This is a genomic window from Nonomuraea sp. NPDC004354, from assembly GCF_053602555.1.
Genome location: NZ_JBSGDV010000024.1, coordinates 1 through 17,194, shown reverse-complemented (window position 1 = coordinate 17,194; position 17,194 = coordinate 1). Strand labels below are relative to the sequence as shown.

The window sequence follows — 17,194 nt, the reverse complement described above, 5'->3', positions numbered from 1 at the left end:
GAGCAATCCGCCCGCTACGACGTAGCGGCCTTAGCGCCCGAAGCCTTCGACGGGCTGACCGCCGCTCGCAGGCCCCGCGCCTTGAACGAATACGCCAACCGGTTGGAGGCGTTCACGTACGGGGTCACCATCAACCCCTCGAACTCCACCGGCACCAGCGCCAGCCCCAACGCGGCCAACGCCGCCGGAGCTTCCGGAATCACCGGAGCAACCGGCGAAAGAATCTTCACAGCGACCGACTTAGCGGACGCTTTCACCGAGGGGTCCCCGTCCATGACCGGGACCTGCCACATCAGCTCATTAGTGAGCTTGTCCCGAGCCGGGACCGGCTTACTCGGCGTGCTCGCCTCGAAATCGAGTACTGGACTCACGTCCCCGACCACGTAACATCCGTGGGGGAACACTAGCTCGTGTGGAACCGGTATCGGCCCCTGTAGCAAGTGACACCACCTCCTCCGGTCGATTGGTCTGGCCTATAGAGAACGAACGAGCCACCGCCAAAGTTCCCGGACCCTGCGATTATTTCCACGAAATTCGCGGCTTTCTCAAGGCTTATTCCAGCCGATCCGAAAAAGACCTATCCGGATGACCGTGGCGGGGAGCCTGTCTGCGCTAGAAGGATGACACCCCGCCACGAGATGATCATTCCGGAGTGGGTGATCACGCACTCTTTTCTATCAGCGCACCCGCCGCAATCATCGGGTTGCAGGACAAAGCGCACAGCCGGAGACTCTCAAGATCGCATGTCGCCCAGTCCGCATTGCCGAATTGTTCTCATAGAAATCAAGGCGGACCGCCCAAGGGCGGCCCGCGCGGGCGGCCCAACCGGCCGCCCTCCCCGGCCGGGCATGCGGCCTGGGGGCCGGTCCCGGCCGGGAGCGGCCAGGCCGCCCGCAACCGCCAGGCACCGCATGACCTCCGAGACCCGGCAAGATCAACTAGGAGGAGCCGCGGGACCGTTCATGATCATCTCTCCGCCGCGTGCGCGCCGGCCACACTCACTTCGTTCGCCCTCCGGGTGACCTGCGGTCATGTCGCCGGCCCCCACGCTCCACACCGCTACGGGTCCGAAGCGCCGTGGGCCGTGCCCGGAAGAGACGATCCCGAGCCCAAGTCCGTGGGTCTTGGACGTGTAAGGCCCCCCTCCTCGAATTGTCGAAGAGGGGGCCGGGTTGCCTGCATTGGCTATGCGGGCAACCTCCAGCTTGGCCCATCAGGGGCACCGAGCCAGACCCGTTGTTCGTTCTGGGTCACGGTGAGGCCGAAGCCGGACTGATGTGGCCGACCTGCCTCCTGCCAGATCGTGATGGCTTTGGCTACCTCGTCCCACAGGCGTACCGGTCCATGTTGGTGGACCACCCATCCACCGGTCGGGGACGGCCGGACGTCTGCCTGAGATCCGGTGCTGACGTCGTGCAGCGTCAGGATGTCTTCCGCCCACCCGTGTTGTGCATGGGGCACGGCGAGCTGAGCCACGAACAACGCGGTGTCGTTCTTGAGTACGGCCGGGTCGAGCGTGCTGCCACTGGCGCTTCCCAAGCCCAGTTCCAGAGTCGGGCGTGACGGCGGCAGGTGCGGACGGGCCGTCATGAAGTAGACGTCGTCGTTCAGGAAGTGACCGCTCGCGCAGCCATCGTCCTCCACGTGTAGATGTGCGAAGGCCGCCCCGCCCGTCCACCCCATCATGGGCGCGGTGATCGTTCCGCCCGAGCGGACCTGTTTCACCCATACCGGTGGGATCGTGCGAACTGAGCACGTCGCGATCAGCCGATCGTAGGGGGCGTTGGCGTAGTAGCCGAGAAGCCCGTCGCCTTGGATGAGTGTTGGCGCATATCCGGCCGCCGTGATGGCGTCCTTGGCTCTGGCCGCGATCACCGGATCGTATTCGATGGAGGTCACCGCCTCTTGGCCCAGCCGGTGACACATCAGCGCGGTTGAGTATCCGGTGCCCGTCCCGATCTCTAGAACCCTGTCGCCCTCCCGGATCCCGGCGGCTTCCAGCATCCGCACAACCAGCCCAGGGAAGGTGGACGATGAAGTGGGCCGCAGGATGACGACCGGCCCGGTGGCGTCCTCCGCCATCACCCCGTCGATCTGGGTGACCCACGTCTCGTCGGTGTAGGCCAGCGTGAGCCACTGTTCGGGGGTCATCTCCTCTTTGCGTACCGGGACCCACCCGCGCTCCGGTTCAAGCCGGTAGACCGCTTGGCCGAGGAAGAGTTCGCGAGGAACCGCCTCCACGGCCGGGTGCCAGGCCACCGAGCCGACCTTGTCGGCCAGTTGGTGACGCAGTTCGGCTGCCAGGTTCATACGGTGTATCCCTCCAGGAGGGTGTGAGCGAAGGCGTCGGCTATCGCCTCGGCATCGGGAAGCCAGCCCCATTGGCCGTTCGGGTTGCACTCGATGAAGACCCACCGATACGGCTCAACGCCTCCTGCGGTTTCTTCTAGGGCGAAGTCGAAGCAGCCGAAGGCCAGGCCGAAGCTGTCGAGGTAAGCGCGCAGGCGCGCTACGACCGACGAGGGTACCCGGATAGGAGTATGCGCGAGCGTGTCCCAGTCGCCGCTCCGCCAGTCAAGCATGCCCTCTGGGCTGGTGATCTGGCTGGCGAAGACGTGAGAGCCGACGACGGTCACCCTGGCATCGCTGTGTTTGGGGACCTCTGCCTGAAACATGTGGGCCGTCACAGCGATGGACTCGTCGAGGTCGGCGGAGTCCACCCTTTGTGTCCAGATGGTCGCGACCTTGCCTTCTATTTTGTGCGGGATGCCGCGAAACGACTTGTACACGATCGGGTCGTGTTCTTTCGCGAACTCTTTGGCCGCCTCCAGGTCATTGGTTATCAGCGTCTCGGGAATGGCGAACCCGAGCTGTGCCGCGAGCTGCAATTGCGCTGGTTTGTAATCGCTTCTGCTGATATTGGCGGGGTGGTTGACGTAGCGGCAGTTCGGCAGGTTGGTGATCAGGCCGTGCAAGCCGTGTCGGGCTTCGGTGATGGCGAATTCGCGTGCTTGCGCCTCCAGTGCCTCGAATCGCCAAGGCGACGGGCGACGGTAGTAGACCGCCCGCACCTCTTCCAGCGCGATGTCCCGGCTTGTTGTGCGCAGGCGTCCGGACCAGCTTGCACGCTCGCCTCCCAGGCGGGCGTCGAACGTCAGGCCAGACCCGACGTCGGCCGGGTCTACGCGAGCGACGCAGGCCCCGCGTTCGTTGAGGGAGGCGATCACCAGATTGGCGGTGACGTCCTCGGGTGAAGTGATCACCACTATGGCGTCCTTGGTGGACCGCACGAATCAGTCCCTTTCGACGTCGTTATTGGAGTCGTCGGCCACGTTCGGGGCGTTCTGGGAGCCGTCTCCGGTCCGGGACTTGGTAATCGTCGCGTACGCCCTGTTGGTCGAACCCTTCCCCATATCGACGATTCCGCCCCGGCCGTCGTAGAAGACCGTGAGCTGACTCGCCGGGTCGAGGCTGGTTGTTGTGTAGGGAAGTGCCGCTTCGGGAAGGCGTTCGGTGGCACGCCCCAAGCCCCAGGGCTGACGGAGAAGAGTGGTCGCCTTGTTCATTGATGAGCCCTTCTGTTGTGAACGGAGAATCATGTGGCCATGGAAAGGAAGAGAGAACGGCGTACTTGTAAGTAGAGAAGAGGTGAGCACGGCAGCGTGGGATCGGCAATTTCCGGCCCACCCTGGAGGATCGGAAGATCGACCACGCTGCCGCACCCGTTTGAGGGCGAGGTGATGCGGCGTCCGCTCCCGCGCCAGGAGCCAGCCACCCGCACCACCCCACCCAGCTCCTATGAGGAGTCGTCCGGCCCCGCCACCGGTACCTCCGCTGATGTCACCCACGCCGACCGGAACAAGCACTCGCCGCACGCGAGCCCGTTCGGCCGCCAGCTCTGCCACCCGATCTCGGGAGCCCGGAGGACCAGCACCGACCGGCCGCATAGAGCAGCCCCCCGCCAGACCCGCCGTACCGGGGTCGAGCCGACCACCCGCGCCGCATGCTGAACCAACTCGTTCATGACGAACCCCACCACCAGCGGAGGCGGCCCATCGAACGCCAGCCTCCACCGATCGAGCAGCGCGCGTAATCTCGCCCGCGTGATCACGACTGGGCACCCAGCCGATCGGCGCGCAGCCGCTCCAGCACCAGCCGCAACCTCTGCCGCGCATCAGCCGCGACGCGGCGTGCCATCATCCGGTCCTCCTCGGTGACCTCCCGCGACGGAGCAGCAGGAGCCGCCTGACAGCCGGGCACGAACGGGATCTCCCCGGTCACCGCGCCACCCCGCTTCCGGGCGTCTCGGCGGTCGCGGCGAGATCGGCGATAGTTTCCGAGAGCCGGTGACCTGTCAGGAGTTGCTGGTACCGATGGGCGATGCGTCGTGCCGCCGTGTGGTGTGCGTCGGCCGGGCAGAAGGCCCAGACGTACCGGTTACGAGACGAGACACGGCCGCTCCACCAGCGAAAGCGCCACCCCTCCGAGCCGCACTCGACCCAGACCACCAGGTCCACCCACACAGACAGCAGCGCGACCCCGGTGCCGACGTGCACGTCCGAGAGGATGCCGAAGTCCCCCAGGTCCCGTTGCAGAAGGTAGGCCGGCCGGGCGGCGGGAGGTTTGCCGGGACTGGTATTGGCTCGTGCCGGAATGGCCGTACGCTGTGCCATAGATCGCACCTCCAGTGTGCGGTTCAGGGACCCGTACGGCGTGTCAGCGCCTGCGGGTCCCGCCATGTTTTGGCGTCGCCCTCCATCTCATCCCCGTCAGTCCCCCCACCAACAGTGCGAGTGAGGGAGACTAGGGGAGACAAGCCATCCCCCACACGTCCCCCGAGGTGCACGCGATGAGCGATGTTCCAAGCTGGGCCAGTCGGCTACGCGCTGAACGACGCAAGAGGGAGTGGACTCAACGGGACATGGCCAAACACCTAGCGGATGCCGCCAACCAGAGCACACGTCTTCCGTCTCGGGAATCGATCACCCGGCTGATCAAAGACTGGGAAGCGGGCAAGCACCATCCAAAGGACCCCTACCCGCTTCTCTGCTGCCGGGTGTTCGGCTTGGACGAAGAAGAACTGTTCGGCGACGAGGACGCCCAAACGCAGCCCGACGGTAGCCACCTTGACGACGAGATCGACTCGTTGGAACTGGCCCGTCGCGTAGCCGCCAGCGACGTAGGGGACGCGACGCTCGAACGCCTTGAACTCGTCGTGGATGAACTCGCGATGGCATACCCGCGTACGCCGCCTGAAGTGCTACTCACCCGGACTAGGCGACACCTGGCATATGTCTCACAGCTCTTCGATGCCAAGAAGACACTGGCTGAGCATCGCCGCCTCCTTGTCGTCGGGGGCTGGCTCTCGCTGCTCGCCTCCACCTGCCATGTCGATCTCCGGCAGTTCCAAGCGGCAACAGCCCGCCTCAAGACAGCCATGCTGATGGCGGAACACGCTGAGCATCCGGAGATCTCGGCTTGGTGCCTGGAAACCCAGGCATGGCAAGCGGTAACCACAGGGGACTACCGTCGTGCCTTGACGCTGTCGCAAGGCGCGCAGGCCATCGCTCCACGTACTGGCTCGGCCTACATCCAGGCAACCGCTCAAGAAGGCCGCGTGTGGGCGCGCCTTGGTGCTGGCCCCGAGACACGAGACGCCCTCGACCGTGTTGCACGGCTGGTCTCCCCGCTATCGATGCCCGATAACCCCGAACACCACTACCGCTACGACCCCGCCAAAAGCGAAGCGTACATCGCCACCACGCTGTCTTGGCTCGGAGATCCTGCTGCCGAAAGCTATGCCCGGCAAGTTCTCGCGCGGCTGGAGACTCCCGTTGATGGGCCAGCACGCCCCCGAAGAGCGGTATCCGCGCGCCTTGACCTGGCTTTGGCCCTCCTCGCCGCCGATCAACCGGACGAAGCAGGCGAGGTAACGCTCACTGCTGTGACGAGCGGCCTACTAGTGCCTTCCAACTATTGGCGAGCACGAGAGGTGATCAGAGAGATCGAGGCCCGCCAACTCCCCGAGGCTGAAGACCTTCGTGAGGCATACCGGGAAGTGTGCGGGCCGAAGCAACTCCTCGCCTAACAGCCAAGGATGCACGTTGACGGGTGTTGCCGAATCGTTTCGGAGCCAACCTCATGGGGACCCCTCCAAGATCGCAAAAGGGGGGCGGGGAGGGGAAACCGGGGGCAGGGGCGCTGCCCCTCCCCATCAAGGAACCATTGTGATGCCCCCCTTTTGAGATCTTGCCCCATGAGGTCAGCGCCACCGCAACGATTCGTCAACGCCCTCACGTAGGCGTATCACCGGGCAAGACGGACCCTATGGGCAGACTCATCAAAGTGTCACAATCCGATATCCGGCTTGCCCGCGCCGTTGGGCCCCAGGTAGCCGAAGACCTCGCCGGGCCGGATGTCGAGCGTCAGGTCCTCGAGACCGCGGCGTTCGCCGTAGTACTTGGTCAGCCCTTCGGCCTCCACCACTGCAGTCATGACGGAATGGTCCCGTGCGCGGCGCCCGGCGTCATGTGAGTACTCCGGCAGGCTCGCGAAGCCTTCGTTTCCGTTTCCCGGCAATACTGCCGCCTCCTGGAGGCGGCCGACGCGGCGTCGGCCGGCAACCCGCGTCCCGATCGAGACCTTCACGGCCTGACGTCTTCTTGATGTGCGACTGCCGGCGCCGTCGGCTGCTCGACCAAGCTCCTGACCTAAGACCCTCGAATTGTCACTCTGCGTGACGATGCGAATTCGGCCATTGACGCGTTCTTGACACCTCAGCACGACAAACAGGCACGAAGCGACAAGTAGTGTGCATTCGTCAGCTGAGAGCGATGTATCGGGTGCCGAAAATGGTCAGGATGAGGCAACCCGCCTCCCCACCGGGAACTCCGCTACGGACGTGGCTGCTCGAGGGTCTGCAGACCGATCGCAAGCAGATCGAGCACGGCCCGCACGCCAAGCATCCCTGGTGGCGGGTGATGTGCCTGACCGGCGTGGACTATTTCTCCACGCTGGGCTACCAGCCCGGCATCGCCGCCCTGGCGGCCGGACTGCTGGCGCCGCTGGCCACGCTGTTCCTGGTCGGCCTGACTCTGCTGGGGGCGCTGCCGGTCTACCGGCGGGTGGCCGAGGAGAGCCCCTACGGGCAGGGCTCGATCGCGATGCTGGAAAAGCTCGCCCCCCAGTGGTGGGGCAAGCTGTTCGTACTCGCCCTGCTCGGCTTCGCGGCCACCGACTTCGTCATCACGATGACGCTGTCAGCCGCCGACGCGACCGCGCACATCCTGGAGAACCCGTTCGCGCCGCACTGGCTTGAGGGCCAGCGTGTGCCGGTCACGCTCTTCCTCCTGGCCCTGCTCGGCGGGGTGTTCCTCATGGGGTTCACCGAGGCGATCGGCATCGCCGTCCTGCTGGTCTTCGTCTATCTAGGGCTCAACGCGGTCGTCGTGACCGTGGCGATCCTGCATGTGCTGGACAACCCGGACGTCGTGGTGAGCTGGCAGAACCTGCTGAACGCCGGCTACAGCAGCCCCCTGGCCATGATCGGCCTGTCGCTGCTGGTGATGCCGAAGCTCGCGCTGGGCATGTCCGGCTTCGAGACCGGCGTCGCGGTGATGCCCGTGGTCAAGGGCGACATCCAGCAGCGGATCAAGGGCACCAAACGGTTGCTCACCACGGCCGCGTTGATCATGAGCGTCTTCCTGATCCTGAGCAGCTTCGTCACCACCGTGCTGATCCCCGCCGCGGAGTTCCAGCCGGGCGGCAAGGCCAACGGACGCGCGCTCGCCTATCTCGCCCACGGTTTCCTCGGCGACTGGTTCGGCACCGCCTACGACGTCAGCACCATCGCCATCCTGTGGTTCGCCGGCGCCTCGGCGATGGCCGGGCTGATCAACCTGGTGCCGCGCTATCTGCCCAGGTACGGCATGGCGCCGGAGTGGACCGGCGCGGTACGCCCCCTCGTCCTCATCTTCTCCGCGATCGCGTTCGCCATCACGATCATCTTCGACGCCAGCGTGGAGGCTCAGGGCGGCGCGTACGCCACCGGCGTGCTGGTGCTCATGCTGTCGGCCGCGGCGGCGGTGACGCTGTCGGCGCACAAGCTCGGCCAGCGGTCGGCCCGTGCGGGTTTCGGGCTGATCACAGGCGTGCTCGCCTACACACTGGTTGACAATGTGTTCGAACGGCCCGACGGTGTCAAGATCGCCTCGTTCTTCATCGCCGCGATCATCATCACCTCGCTGATCTCCCGAGCCACCCGCTCAACCGAGCTGCGCGTCACCGATGTACACCTGGATCCGCTGGCCGAGCAGTTCGTCAACGAGGCCTGCGGTGACATCCACGTGATCGCCAACGAACCCCACAAACGCGACCAGAGAGAGTACAACGACAAGCTGCGCGAGACCTGGCTGAACCACCGGCTGCGCAGTTCGGAGCCGGTCCTGTTCGTGGAGGTCACCGTGCCCGACGCCTCGGAGTTCGAGACCGAGCTGCACGTCAAGGGCGAGGAACGCTACGGCCACCAGATCCTGCGGATCGAGAGCTCGACCGTGCCCAACACGCTGGCCGCGCTGCTGCTGTACCTGCGTGATCGCACCCGCGGTGTGCCGCACATCTACTTCCACTGGGCCGAGGGCAACCCGGTCGTGGGCATGCTGCGCTACCTGGTCTTCGGCGGCGGGGACGTGCCTCCGCTGACTCGCGAGGTGCTGCGCAAGGCCGAGCCGGACATCGAACGGCGCCCTCACGTCCACGTCGGCTAGCGAGGATTCCCGTCGAAGTCCTCGCTACCGGGTGGAGGTCGCTGGGGCATGCCGCGTTGGCGTTCCGGTGAAGACGTCCTCAATGCGTGAGGCCGCGTTGGGGGTGTCGCGGCCTGGGGGCGGGTCAGGGATGGCAGATCGGGTCGGCGGCGGGGAGGGTGCCGGTGGCCAGGTAGGCGTTGACCTTGGCGTCCACGCAGGCGTTGCCGTATTCACCGTAGATCCCGTGGGCGGTCGTGCCGCGCAGGGTGAGCAGGCGGGAGCCGGTCAGCGCCCGGTGCATGGCCTTGCTGCCCTCGTAGGTGGTGGCGGTGTCGCCGGTGGCGGACACGATCAGCGCGGGCGTGGGGTTGGCGACGTGGGTGAGACGCTCGCGCGGGTGGTTCGGCCAGAAGGCGCAGGGCCAGATGTTGTTCTTGAGGGGGCCGAAGAGGGGATGGCGCGCACGGCTGCGCTGGACGTCGTTCCAGTAGACGTCGGGGTCGCGCGGCGCGGCGCGGTCTCCGCAGATGATCGCGGCGGCCGGGCCGGCGAGCGGGGAGCCGGCGCTGGTCAGGACGAACGTGAGGAATCCGGCGAGTTCGGGGCCGGGGTCGGCCGGGCGGCCGTGCGCGGCCTCGTTCAGGGTCCGAACGGTGGAGGTGAACTCCGCGCGGGCCGCGGGGCGGTCGTCGCCGGAGCCGATGGAGAGGATGTACGGGACCGCCTGGTCGTCCACCTCGTACGGTCCGACGCGCAGCGGGCGGTCCTGCGCGGCGGCGACGACAGCGTTCACGGTGGCGAGCACGCGGGCGGGGGTGGCGCCGAGGCCATAGGTGCCGTGACGTCTGGCAGCCCAGGCGGCCCAGCCGCGCAGCGCGCGTTCCGCCTCGTCTTCGGTGCCCTGCGTCGCCCTGGGGCCCCACGTGTTCGGGTCGCCCGCGCTGTCCAGGACCACGCGGTCGGTGCGGCCGGGGAACATCTGGGTGTAGACCGCGCCCAGGTAGCTGCCGTAGGAGTAGCCGAGGAAGGAGATCCGGCGCTCCCCGAGGACGCGGCGTACGAGGTCGATGTCGCGAGCCGTGTCGCGCGTGTTGGCGTACGGGAGCACGTCGGCGTGGCGCCGGGCGCAGCGCTCGGCCAGGTCGTGCTGCACCGCCACCTGCTGATCGAACCGGGCGCGGGTCGGACCGGCCGAGCGGAGCCACAGGCCGATGGGCCAGCCGCAGTCGAGCGGCGTGCTGCGCCCGACGAAGCGCGGGTCCAGGCCGACGAGGTCGTAACGGGCGGCGACGTCCTTCATGGCCGCGCGCGTCCGCAGCGGCATGCCCAGCGTGCTCTCGCCGGGGCCACCGCTGTTGAGGACCATGGTGCCGATGCGATGGGCGCGGTCGGTGGCGGGGAGGCGGGACAGCGCGAGTTTGATGGTGCGGCCACCGGGCCTGGAGTGGTCGAGCGGGACGGTGAGCTCCGCGCACCGTGCGCCTGCCCGGTCGAGTTCCCTGCCGACGGCGTCGTCGGAGCCCTGGGCGCAGTGCGTCCAGTCGAGCGGTGGGAGCGGGCCGCCGTCGGCTCTGGCCGGGGGCGCGACGGCGGCGGACAGGGCGATCAGGGCGAGGACCGGGACCAGGCGTCTGCGGATCCGCGCACATGTCGGTTTCATGGTCAGGGACGCTATTTCGGCTGGACGTCCGGCACGATACCGCTGGCCGCACGCGCGCTGGTACAGCCCGCTGTAGTGCCCGGCGGAGGCCGGTGACGGATAATGATCGCCGTACGGCGTCGTGAGGAGGTGCGCATGCGTGACCGTGCGTTCTCCGGCTCGCTCTACCTGCTGGGCACGTTGGCCACGGCCGTGGTCACGGCGCTCGCGTTGCCGGTACTGCTCGCGCCGCCGGCGGCGCGGGGCTGGGCGGACTGGCACCGTCAGCGGGCCGGCAGGCTGCTCGGCGTTCCGGCCGACGGACGGCCGGGCGGGCGGCGGGATCTCGCCTGGGCGCTCGCGCACGTCGCCGTCGGGTTCCCGCTCGGGCTGGCCGCCCTGATATGCCTGGGCAACATCCTGGTCGCCGCGGTGGCGTCGACATTGTGGTGGGCGTTTCCCGCCGACGCGCGTCCCACCCTGTTGTCGTTCTTCGATGTCCATGTGGGCGATTGGCAGACCGCGCTGGTCGGGGGCTCGGTTCAGATCGCCGTCCTCGGTGCGGCGGCCTGGTGGGTGCTCCCGACACTGGCGCGCCTCCACGCGCGGCTGTGCCTGGCGGTGCTCGCGCCGTCGGCCCGCGAGCGGCTCACCGAGCGGGTCGACGTGCTGACCAGGAGCCGGGTCGGCGTGGTCGACGCCCACGGCGCGGAGCTCCAGCGGATCGAACGCGATCTGCACGACGGGACGCAGGCGCGCCTGGTGGCCATCGCCATGCAGCTGGGCATGGCCAGGGAGTCACTCGCCGACGACCCGGACACGGTCGCGGCGCTGCTCCAGCGGGCGCACGAGACGGCGGAGGAGGCGATGGTCGAGCTCCGGACGGTGCTCCAGACGATCTACCCGCCGATCCTCGCCGACCGCGGGCTCGAGGGGGCGCTGACGGCGCTGGCTACCCGGTCGAGCGTGCCGGTCCACGTCGAGCTCGCCGATCTGGGCGCGCTCCCGGCGGCCGTCGAGGCGGTGGCCTACTACGTGATCGCCGAGGCGCTGACGAACGTGACCAAGCACGCCGCCGCCACGCGGGCGGCTCTCAGGATCGAGCGCGCCGACGACGTGCTGTCCATCGAGGTCACCGACGACGGAAGGGGCGGCGCCGACGAGGCGCGCGGCACCGGGATCCCCGGGATACGCCGGCGGGTCGCCGCCCTGGACGGCGCGGTCCGCCTCGACAGCCCGCCGGGCGGCCCCACCACGCTCGCCGTCCAGGTGCCGTGCGGGCCGTGATCGCGGAGGACGACGTCCCCTCTTCCGTGATGCTGAATGCTCAGTCGGTCGCGGCCCGGGGCGCGGTGGTGGCGAGCTGTGCTTCGTGGTCCTGCCTGACCTTGCGCAGGAAGTCCACCGTCCACAGTGGCACCGAGGGCAGCGCGAGCGCGAGGATCAAGAACAGCCCGGCGAAGGGCAGGGCCCACAGGTAGACGACGTGGATCGAGTCGGCGACGGCCTGGGAGACGGTCGTGTGAACGGCGGGCGGCAGCGCGGCCCCCTCGGACATTGCCTGGCGCGCGATCTCCTCGGCTGATCCAGGAAGCGCAGGCGCCTGTTGCTGCAGCTCGTAGGTCAGCCGGCGCACCAGGATGGTGCCGAACAGGGCGGTGCCGAGCGCGCCGCCCATGGAGCGGAAGAACATCGCGGCCGCGGAGGCGACGCCGAGGGACCGCGGCTCGGCGGAGTTCTGCATGATGAGGACCAGGAGCTGGATCGCGCAGCCGATGCCGGCACCGAGCACCAGCATCTCCAGCGCCATCAGCCACGCGGGGGTGCGGGCGTCGAGCTGGGTGAGCGCGGCGAACCCGGCCAGCGCGAGCACGGCGCCTGCGACGGGGAAGGCGCGGTAGCGGCCAGTGGCCGACACCCGGCGGCCGACGGCGGTCATCGTGACGACGACCCCGAGCATGAGCGGGGTCAGCGCCAGCCCGGACAGTGAGGCGTTCATGCCGCGCACGGCCTGGAAGTACTGCGGCAGGAAGACCACCGCGCCAAGCAGCAGCATGCCCAGTACCAGCGAGGCGGGAACGGCGACGGCGAAGGCGCGGGCGCGGAACAGGCCGAGGGGGAGCACGGGGTTGGCCGCGCGGCGCTGCACGGCGGTGAAGGCGACCAGCAGGACGACGGCAGCCGCCAGCAGGCCGAGGGTCTGCGCGGAGTACCACGCATGGTCGCGTCCGCCCCAGACGGTGACGAGCATGACGCAGGTGACCGCGCCGACCAGCAGGGCCGCGCCGAGCAGGTCGACACGCCCGCGGACCGGGGTGTGGGCGACGGTGAAGAACCGCGCGACGAGCAGCAGCGCGATCAGGCCGATCGGCACGTTGATATAGAACACCCAGCGCCAGTCGAGGTAGTCGGTGAACAGTCCGCCCAGCAGCGGGCCGCCGATGCTGCCGGCGGCGAACACGGCCCCGCTGTAGCTGAGCGCCTTGCCGCGTTCGTGCAGCGGGACGAGGTCGGCGATGCCGGCGCTGCCCAGCCCGACCAGGCCGCCGCCGCCCAGTCCCTGGACGGCGCGCAGCGCGATGAGCGTCCCCATGTCGGGGGCCAGTCCGGCCAGGATGGAGGAGACGATGAACACGCTCATGGCGATCAGCGCCATACGCCGCCGGCCGTACATGTCGCCGAGCTTGCCGTACAGCGGAGCGGTGGCGGTGGTGGTCAGCAGGTAGGCGCTGACCACCCATGCGCTGGCCGACAGGCTGCCCAGATCATGGGCGATGGCGGGCAGAGCGGTGGCGACGATGGTCTGGTCGAGGGTGCTCAGCAGCATGCCCAGGGCCAGACCCGCCATGGCGAACCCGTTGCGGGGTACGAGGTTGGTCTTCGTCATGCCGACCACCCTGCGACTTGAAGCGTGCTTGAAGTCAAGCGGGCGGCTGCGGGCGGGCGGAGCGGACGAAGCGCTGGAAGTCCGGGCAGTCGACCAGCGGGTCGTGCAGGCAGACGGAGGCATGCAGAAGGCTGTCGCGCATGAGGGCGAGCTGGGCGATGCGCTCCTCCAGGTCGGCCGCCTTGGCCTGGAGGCGTGCGCGCAGCGCGCTGTCGGCCGGTTTGGCGGCGAAGAGCTCGGCGATCTCCGTGAGGGTGAACCCGGCGTTGCGCGCGGAGGTGACCAGCGCCAGGCGGTCCACCGTCGCCGGGTCATACGTACGGCGCAGCCCATTGCGGCCGGTCGCGCCGATGAGGCCCTTCTGCTCGTAGAAGCGCAGCGCTGAAGGCGCCAGTCCCGAGCGCTTGGCGACCTCGGCGATGTCCAGCAGGCCCTCGTCCATGATCCTCCTTGACTTGAAGCGCACTTGAAGTTGCAGCATATGTCGCATGACGAACAAAACGCGCGACCGCGTCCGCACCCTGGGCCTCAACCACGTCAACCTGGTCGTCGCCGACGTCGACCGCTCGGTCCGCTTCTACACCGGCAGCCTCGGCATGGAGATCGGCGGCGTCACCCCGGAGATCACCTTCCTCACCACTCCCGGTACCGGTGACCAGCTCGCGCTGCAACAGGCCGGCGGTGACCTCGACCGCGCCACCGGCAAGACCCGGACCGCGGGCGACTCCGGGGGCGTGGACCACATCGGCTTCGACGTCGCCGACGCCGCGACGCTCCAGACGCTGATCGACCAGATCCACGGCGGCGGCGGCACGCTGCTCATGCAGTTCCCCGACGAGAACGGCCTGCCCACCGCCTTCGTCACCGACCCCGACGGCTACGTGCTCCAGCTCACCGCCCGCCGCGCCTGACGTCCTGTTCACCGTCCTCGGGCTGAAGCTGCTCGGGGGACGGCATCGGCATCCTCGCCCCCTGATCAGAAATCCCACCGGGACCGGTTGCCAAGCGCGATCGAGTGTGGCCCGCGGAAGCGTGCGCAAGACCCTAACTGGTACGCCGGGTGTTCATGCCGTTGACGGCCGCGGGGCCGCCGGATCGCGAGATGTCGTCGAGGTGGCCGAGGACTTCCGAGGGGAGGTCGAGGGCCAGGCCGGCGAGGTAGCCGCGGAACTGGTCGAGGGTGCGGGGTCCGATGATGACGGAGGTGACGCCCGGCCGCTGCCGTACCCATGCCAGAGCCACAGCGGCCGGTGACATGCCCAGATCGGCGGCGGCCCGCACGACGTGGTCGGCGATCACGAGGTTGCTCGCGTTGAGCAGGCCGTCGGCCCAATCCCTGGCCATGGGCGAAGGGGAGGCCGGCAGCCGGCCCATCCGAGTATCCGCCTGCGCGCACGAACGCTGGACGTTCTCTTCGACGGCTTCAGGAGCGGGAGCTGAGCCGGAGAGAGAACATCCTCCAAGACCGCGCCTGGCAGATCGGCCGCCGCGGCTACGTCCGCGGCGGCCACCACTCCGTCCTCAACGCGCGGATGCGTGAGCCGGGCGCCAAGTGGGGCCGGGCCGGCGCGTTCCGCGGGTCGGCTACGCCAAGAAGACTCCGGCCATAGGGCTGGTGCTCGCCCACCTGGCCCGCCTGGCCGAGATCGACCACGTCAAGACCGAGGGCCGCGGGTTCGCCACGCGGTTGGCCGGTGGTGGGGTCGAGGGGCGTGGGGGCACGACCCGGGGGGTCGGCGGCGGCTACGACCGGACGCTGGAGCGGTCTCGCCAGGCGGCGGACAGCATCTGGCCAAGGGTCAAGGTGCTGAGTCCGAACATCAGGACGCCCAGGGGGACATGGAGCGAGGTCATGCCCGCGATGCCCAGCGCGACCTGCGCCGACGCGAGGACGAGGAAGCCGGTGGCGTACAGGATGGGACGGGGTGTGCCGCCACCCGGGCGCCAGGCCAGGACCGCGGCGAGCAGGTACAGCATCGTCGTGCCGTACATCACGGGTGATCCGATGTGGTGCAGCTCGGTGTCGTGGGACGCGAACAGCATTCCGGCGGTGGCCGCCTGGAAGAAGATGCTCACGGTCTGCACGGCGACCGCGATCTTCAGGAAGGTGCGGCCGCCGTGCGCTGCCGTCGTCTGTCCGGTCATGGTGCGTGGTGTCCCTTTGCTGGCGGGCGGCAGTGGATGAGTGGTGTTTCGGTGGTCCGGTTTGTTCATCGCAGGGTGAGCGGGGTCTCGGAGGCGACGCGGGTCAGCTTCTGCGGGTTGCGGACGTAGTAGAGGCCGGTGATGCGGGCGTCCTCGACGCGCATCGCCAGGACGCCGTCGAGCTCGCCGTCCACGCGGATGATGAGTGCCGGGTTGCCGTTGACCACGGTGGGGTCACCGGTGAGCGTGAACCGGGCCTTGCCGAGGCCGCCGACGATGAAGCGGGCCACCTTGCCGGCGCCGGTGATCGGCCGCGGCGCGGCCCGCTTGATGCCGCCGCCGTCGCTCACCAGGACGACCTCGGGGGCGAGCACATCAAGGAGGGCCTGCAGGTCCCTGGTCTCGAGCGCGGCCTGAAATGACTCCAGGGCCGCCCGAGCCTGGCTCGGGGAGACCGCCTCGCGGGGGCGGCGGGCATCGACGTGCCGGCGGGCGCGGTGCGCGATCTGCCGGACGGCCACGGGGCTCTTGTCGACGGCGGCCGCGATCTCCTCGTAGCTGACGTCGAAGACCTCGCGCAGCACGAAGACGGCACGCTCGGTCGGCGAGAGGCTCTCCAGGACGAGCATCAGCGCCATCGACACGCTCTCGGCGAGCTCGGCGTCCTCGGCCACGTCCGGTGTGGTGAGCAGCGGCTCGGGCAGCCAAGGGCCGACGTACGTCTCCTTGCGGCGTTTCATGGTGCGTAGCCGGTTGAGCGACTGCCGGGTGGTGATCCGGACGAGGTAGGCGCGCTGGTCGGACACCTGTCCCAGGTCGACCTTGATCCAGCGCAGCCAGGTTTCCTGCAGGATGTCCTCGGCGTCGGCCGCCGAGCCGAGCATTTCGTAGGCGACGGTGAACAGCAGGTTGCGGTGGGCGACGAAGGCTTCGGTGGCGGAGTCCATCGGGCCGTCACCGGGGGGCGGCCCGACCTGGCCCGCCGTTGGCCCGCTGCGCTCGTTCATTGCCGGCTCCTGCCTGTTCGCTTTCCGCCTTGCTCCGCGCACAAGACACCGGCCCTCACCGCCGTGTGACACCCGTGATCGGTGGCATACGTCACATGACCGCGCTGTCACAAAGTCCGGGTCGCCGGTGCCTCATGGTCGTCGGGACGCCACGCGGAGGATCCACGCGGCACCACGACGTCACGAGTGATCGCCTTGGCCCCGTCGCGTGGTGACCGCCGCGCGACCGCCACCGCAGAGAGAACGGTAGGACATCATGAGCAAGGTCTGGTTCGTCACCGGTTCGTCCCGCGGCCTCGGCCGCGACTTCGTCGAGGCCGCCCTGTCGCGTGGCGACCAGGTGGCCGCGACCGCCCGTACCACCGCGGGCTTCGATGACCTGGTCGCCGCCTACGGCGAGGCGGTGCTCCCGCTCGAGCTGGACGTGACCGACAAGGCCGCCGTCTTCGACAGCGTCAAGCGGGCCAAGGAGCACTTCGGCCGGCTCGACGTCATCGTGAACAACGCCGGCTACGCCCAGATGGGCGCGATCGAGGAGCTGACCGAGCAGCACCTGCGCGACCAGCTGGAGACCAACCTGTTCGGCGCGGTGTGGGTCATCCAGGCCGCACTGCCCTACCTGCGCGAGCAGGGCGCGGGGCACATCATCCAGCTGTCCTCGGCCGCCGGTCTCCTGGCGATGCCGCTCGGCGGCGCCTACCACGTCTCCAAGTGGGCCGTGGAAGCCCTGAACGAATCCCTCGCCCAGGAGGTCGCCGACTTCGGCATC

Annotated in this window: 18 protein-coding genes; 5 read left to right on the top strand and 13 right to left on the bottom strand. The window is 68.5% G+C overall.

Annotated elements, in window-relative coordinates:
- Positions 1–14: 14 nt before the first annotated feature.
- The 6 genes from ACWENQ_RS40195 to ACWENQ_RS40170 form a co-directional block, all read right to left on the bottom strand.
- Positions 15–371: a plasmid replication, integration and excision activator gene (locus ACWENQ_RS40195; protein ID WP_452418970.1), complete on the bottom strand. Its 357-nt coding sequence runs from the start codon at positions 369–371 to the stop codon at positions 15–17.
- Between the two features lie 814 nt (positions 372–1,185).
- Positions 1,186–2,310, bottom strand: a complete 1,125-nt coding sequence (gene tgmC, locus ACWENQ_RS40190) for an ATP-grasp peptide maturase system methyltransferase (protein WP_452418968.1) — start codon at positions 2,308–2,310, stop codon at positions 1,186–1,188.
- Complete coding sequence (tgmB, locus tag ACWENQ_RS40185; protein ID WP_452418966.1) at positions 2,307–3,290, bottom strand: ATP-grasp ribosomal peptide maturase; 984 nt, start codon at positions 3,288–3,290, stop codon at positions 2,307–2,309. Before tgmB ends, tgmC begins: the two co-directional genes overlap by 4 nt.
- Positions 3,291–3,293: 3 nt before the next feature.
- Positions 3,294–3,566: a putative ATP-grasp-modified RiPP gene (gene tgmA, locus ACWENQ_RS40180; RefSeq protein ID WP_354923351.1), complete on the bottom strand. Its 273-nt coding sequence runs from the start codon at positions 3,564–3,566 to the stop codon at positions 3,294–3,296.
- 541 nt (positions 3,567–4,107) lie between these two features.
- Positions 4,108–4,281: a hypothetical protein gene (locus ACWENQ_RS40175; RefSeq protein WP_354923354.1), complete on the bottom strand. Its 174-nt coding sequence runs from the start codon at positions 4,279–4,281 to the stop codon at positions 4,108–4,110.
- Positions 4,278–4,673 (bottom strand): hypothetical protein, encoded by a 396-nt coding sequence (locus ACWENQ_RS40170; protein WP_452418964.1) that lies wholly within the window; start codon positions 4,671–4,673, stop codon positions 4,278–4,280. Before ACWENQ_RS40170 ends, ACWENQ_RS40175 begins: the two co-directional genes overlap by 4 nt.
- A gap of 176 nt (positions 4,674–4,849) precedes the next feature.
- On the opposite strand from ACWENQ_RS40170, the gene ACWENQ_RS40165 reads away from it, so the two are divergent.
- Complete coding sequence (locus ACWENQ_RS40165; RefSeq protein WP_449914777.1) at positions 4,850–6,088, top strand: helix-turn-helix transcriptional regulator; 1,239 nt, start codon at positions 4,850–4,852, stop codon at positions 6,086–6,088.
- A 260-nt stretch (positions 6,089–6,348) separates the two neighbouring features.
- On the opposite strand, the gene ACWENQ_RS40160 is transcribed toward ACWENQ_RS40165, so the two are convergent.
- Entirely contained in the window at positions 6,349–6,648 is a 300-nt protein-coding gene (locus ACWENQ_RS40160; RefSeq protein WP_449914780.1) for a hypothetical protein, read from the bottom strand.
- A 212-nt stretch (positions 6,649–6,860) separates the two neighbouring features.
- On the opposite strand from ACWENQ_RS40160, the gene ACWENQ_RS40155 reads away from it, so the two are divergent.
- Positions 6,861–8,765, top strand: a complete 1,905-nt coding sequence (locus ACWENQ_RS40155; protein WP_452418963.1) for an amino acid transporter — start codon at positions 6,861–6,863, stop codon at positions 8,763–8,765.
- A gap of 124 nt (positions 8,766–8,889) precedes the next feature.
- On the opposite strand, the gene ACWENQ_RS40150 is transcribed toward ACWENQ_RS40155, so the two are convergent.
- Positions 8,890–10,407 (bottom strand): alpha/beta hydrolase, encoded by a 1,518-nt coding sequence (locus ACWENQ_RS40150; protein WP_452418961.1) that lies wholly within the window; start codon positions 10,405–10,407, stop codon positions 8,890–8,892.
- A gap of 135 nt (positions 10,408–10,542) precedes the next feature.
- Between ACWENQ_RS40150 and ACWENQ_RS40145 the strand changes: the two genes are divergently transcribed.
- Entirely contained in the window at positions 10,543–11,673 is a 1,131-nt protein-coding gene (locus ACWENQ_RS40145) for a histidine kinase (protein WP_452418960.1), read from the top strand.
- A 40-nt stretch (positions 11,674–11,713) separates the two neighbouring features.
- Here ACWENQ_RS40145 and ACWENQ_RS40140 read toward each other — a convergent pair whose 3' ends face one another.
- Complete coding sequence (locus ACWENQ_RS40140; RefSeq protein WP_452418958.1) at positions 11,714–13,273, bottom strand: MDR family MFS transporter; 1,560 nt, start codon at positions 13,271–13,273, stop codon at positions 11,714–11,716.
- Positions 13,274–13,307: 34 nt separating this feature from the next.
- The gene (locus ACWENQ_RS40135) at positions 13,308–13,715 is read right to left on the bottom strand and encodes a MerR family transcriptional regulator (protein WP_452418957.1); all 408 of its coding nucleotides are present in this window, start codon (positions 13,713–13,715) and stop codon (positions 13,308–13,310) included.
- A gap of 46 nt (positions 13,716–13,761) precedes the next feature.
- Here ACWENQ_RS40135 and ACWENQ_RS40130 point away from each other — a divergent pair, with 46 nt between their 5' ends.
- Positions 13,762–14,184, top strand: coding sequence for a VOC family protein (locus ACWENQ_RS40130; protein WP_449914793.1), 423 nt, complete (start codon positions 13,762–13,764; stop codon positions 14,182–14,184).
- A gap of 133 nt (positions 14,185–14,317) precedes the next feature.
- Here the strand turns inward: ACWENQ_RS40130 and ACWENQ_RS40125 are convergent, their stop codons facing one another.
- From ACWENQ_RS40125 to ACWENQ_RS40115, 3 genes are all read right to left on the bottom strand, one after another.
- Positions 14,318–14,617 (bottom strand): aldo/keto reductase, encoded by a 300-nt coding sequence (locus ACWENQ_RS40125; RefSeq protein ID WP_452418955.1) that lies wholly within the window; start codon positions 14,615–14,617, stop codon positions 14,318–14,320.
- A 399-nt stretch (positions 14,618–15,016) separates the two neighbouring features.
- Entirely contained in the window at positions 15,017–15,418 is a 402-nt protein-coding gene (locus tag ACWENQ_RS40120; RefSeq protein ID WP_449914798.1) for a hypothetical protein, read from the bottom strand.
- A 65-nt stretch (positions 15,419–15,483) separates the two neighbouring features.
- Positions 15,484–16,425 carry an RNA polymerase sigma-70 factor gene (locus tag ACWENQ_RS40115; protein WP_449914801.1) on the bottom strand — a complete coding sequence of 314 codons (942 nt, stop codon included), beginning with the start codon at positions 16,423–16,425 and terminating at the stop codon, positions 15,484–15,486.
- Positions 16,426–16,681: 256 nt separating this feature from the next.
- Between ACWENQ_RS40115 and ACWENQ_RS40110 the strand changes: the two genes are divergently transcribed.
- On the top strand, positions 16,682–17,194 hold a 513-nt coding region (locus ACWENQ_RS40110; protein ID WP_452418953.1), incomplete at its 3' end, for an SDR family NAD(P)-dependent oxidoreductase.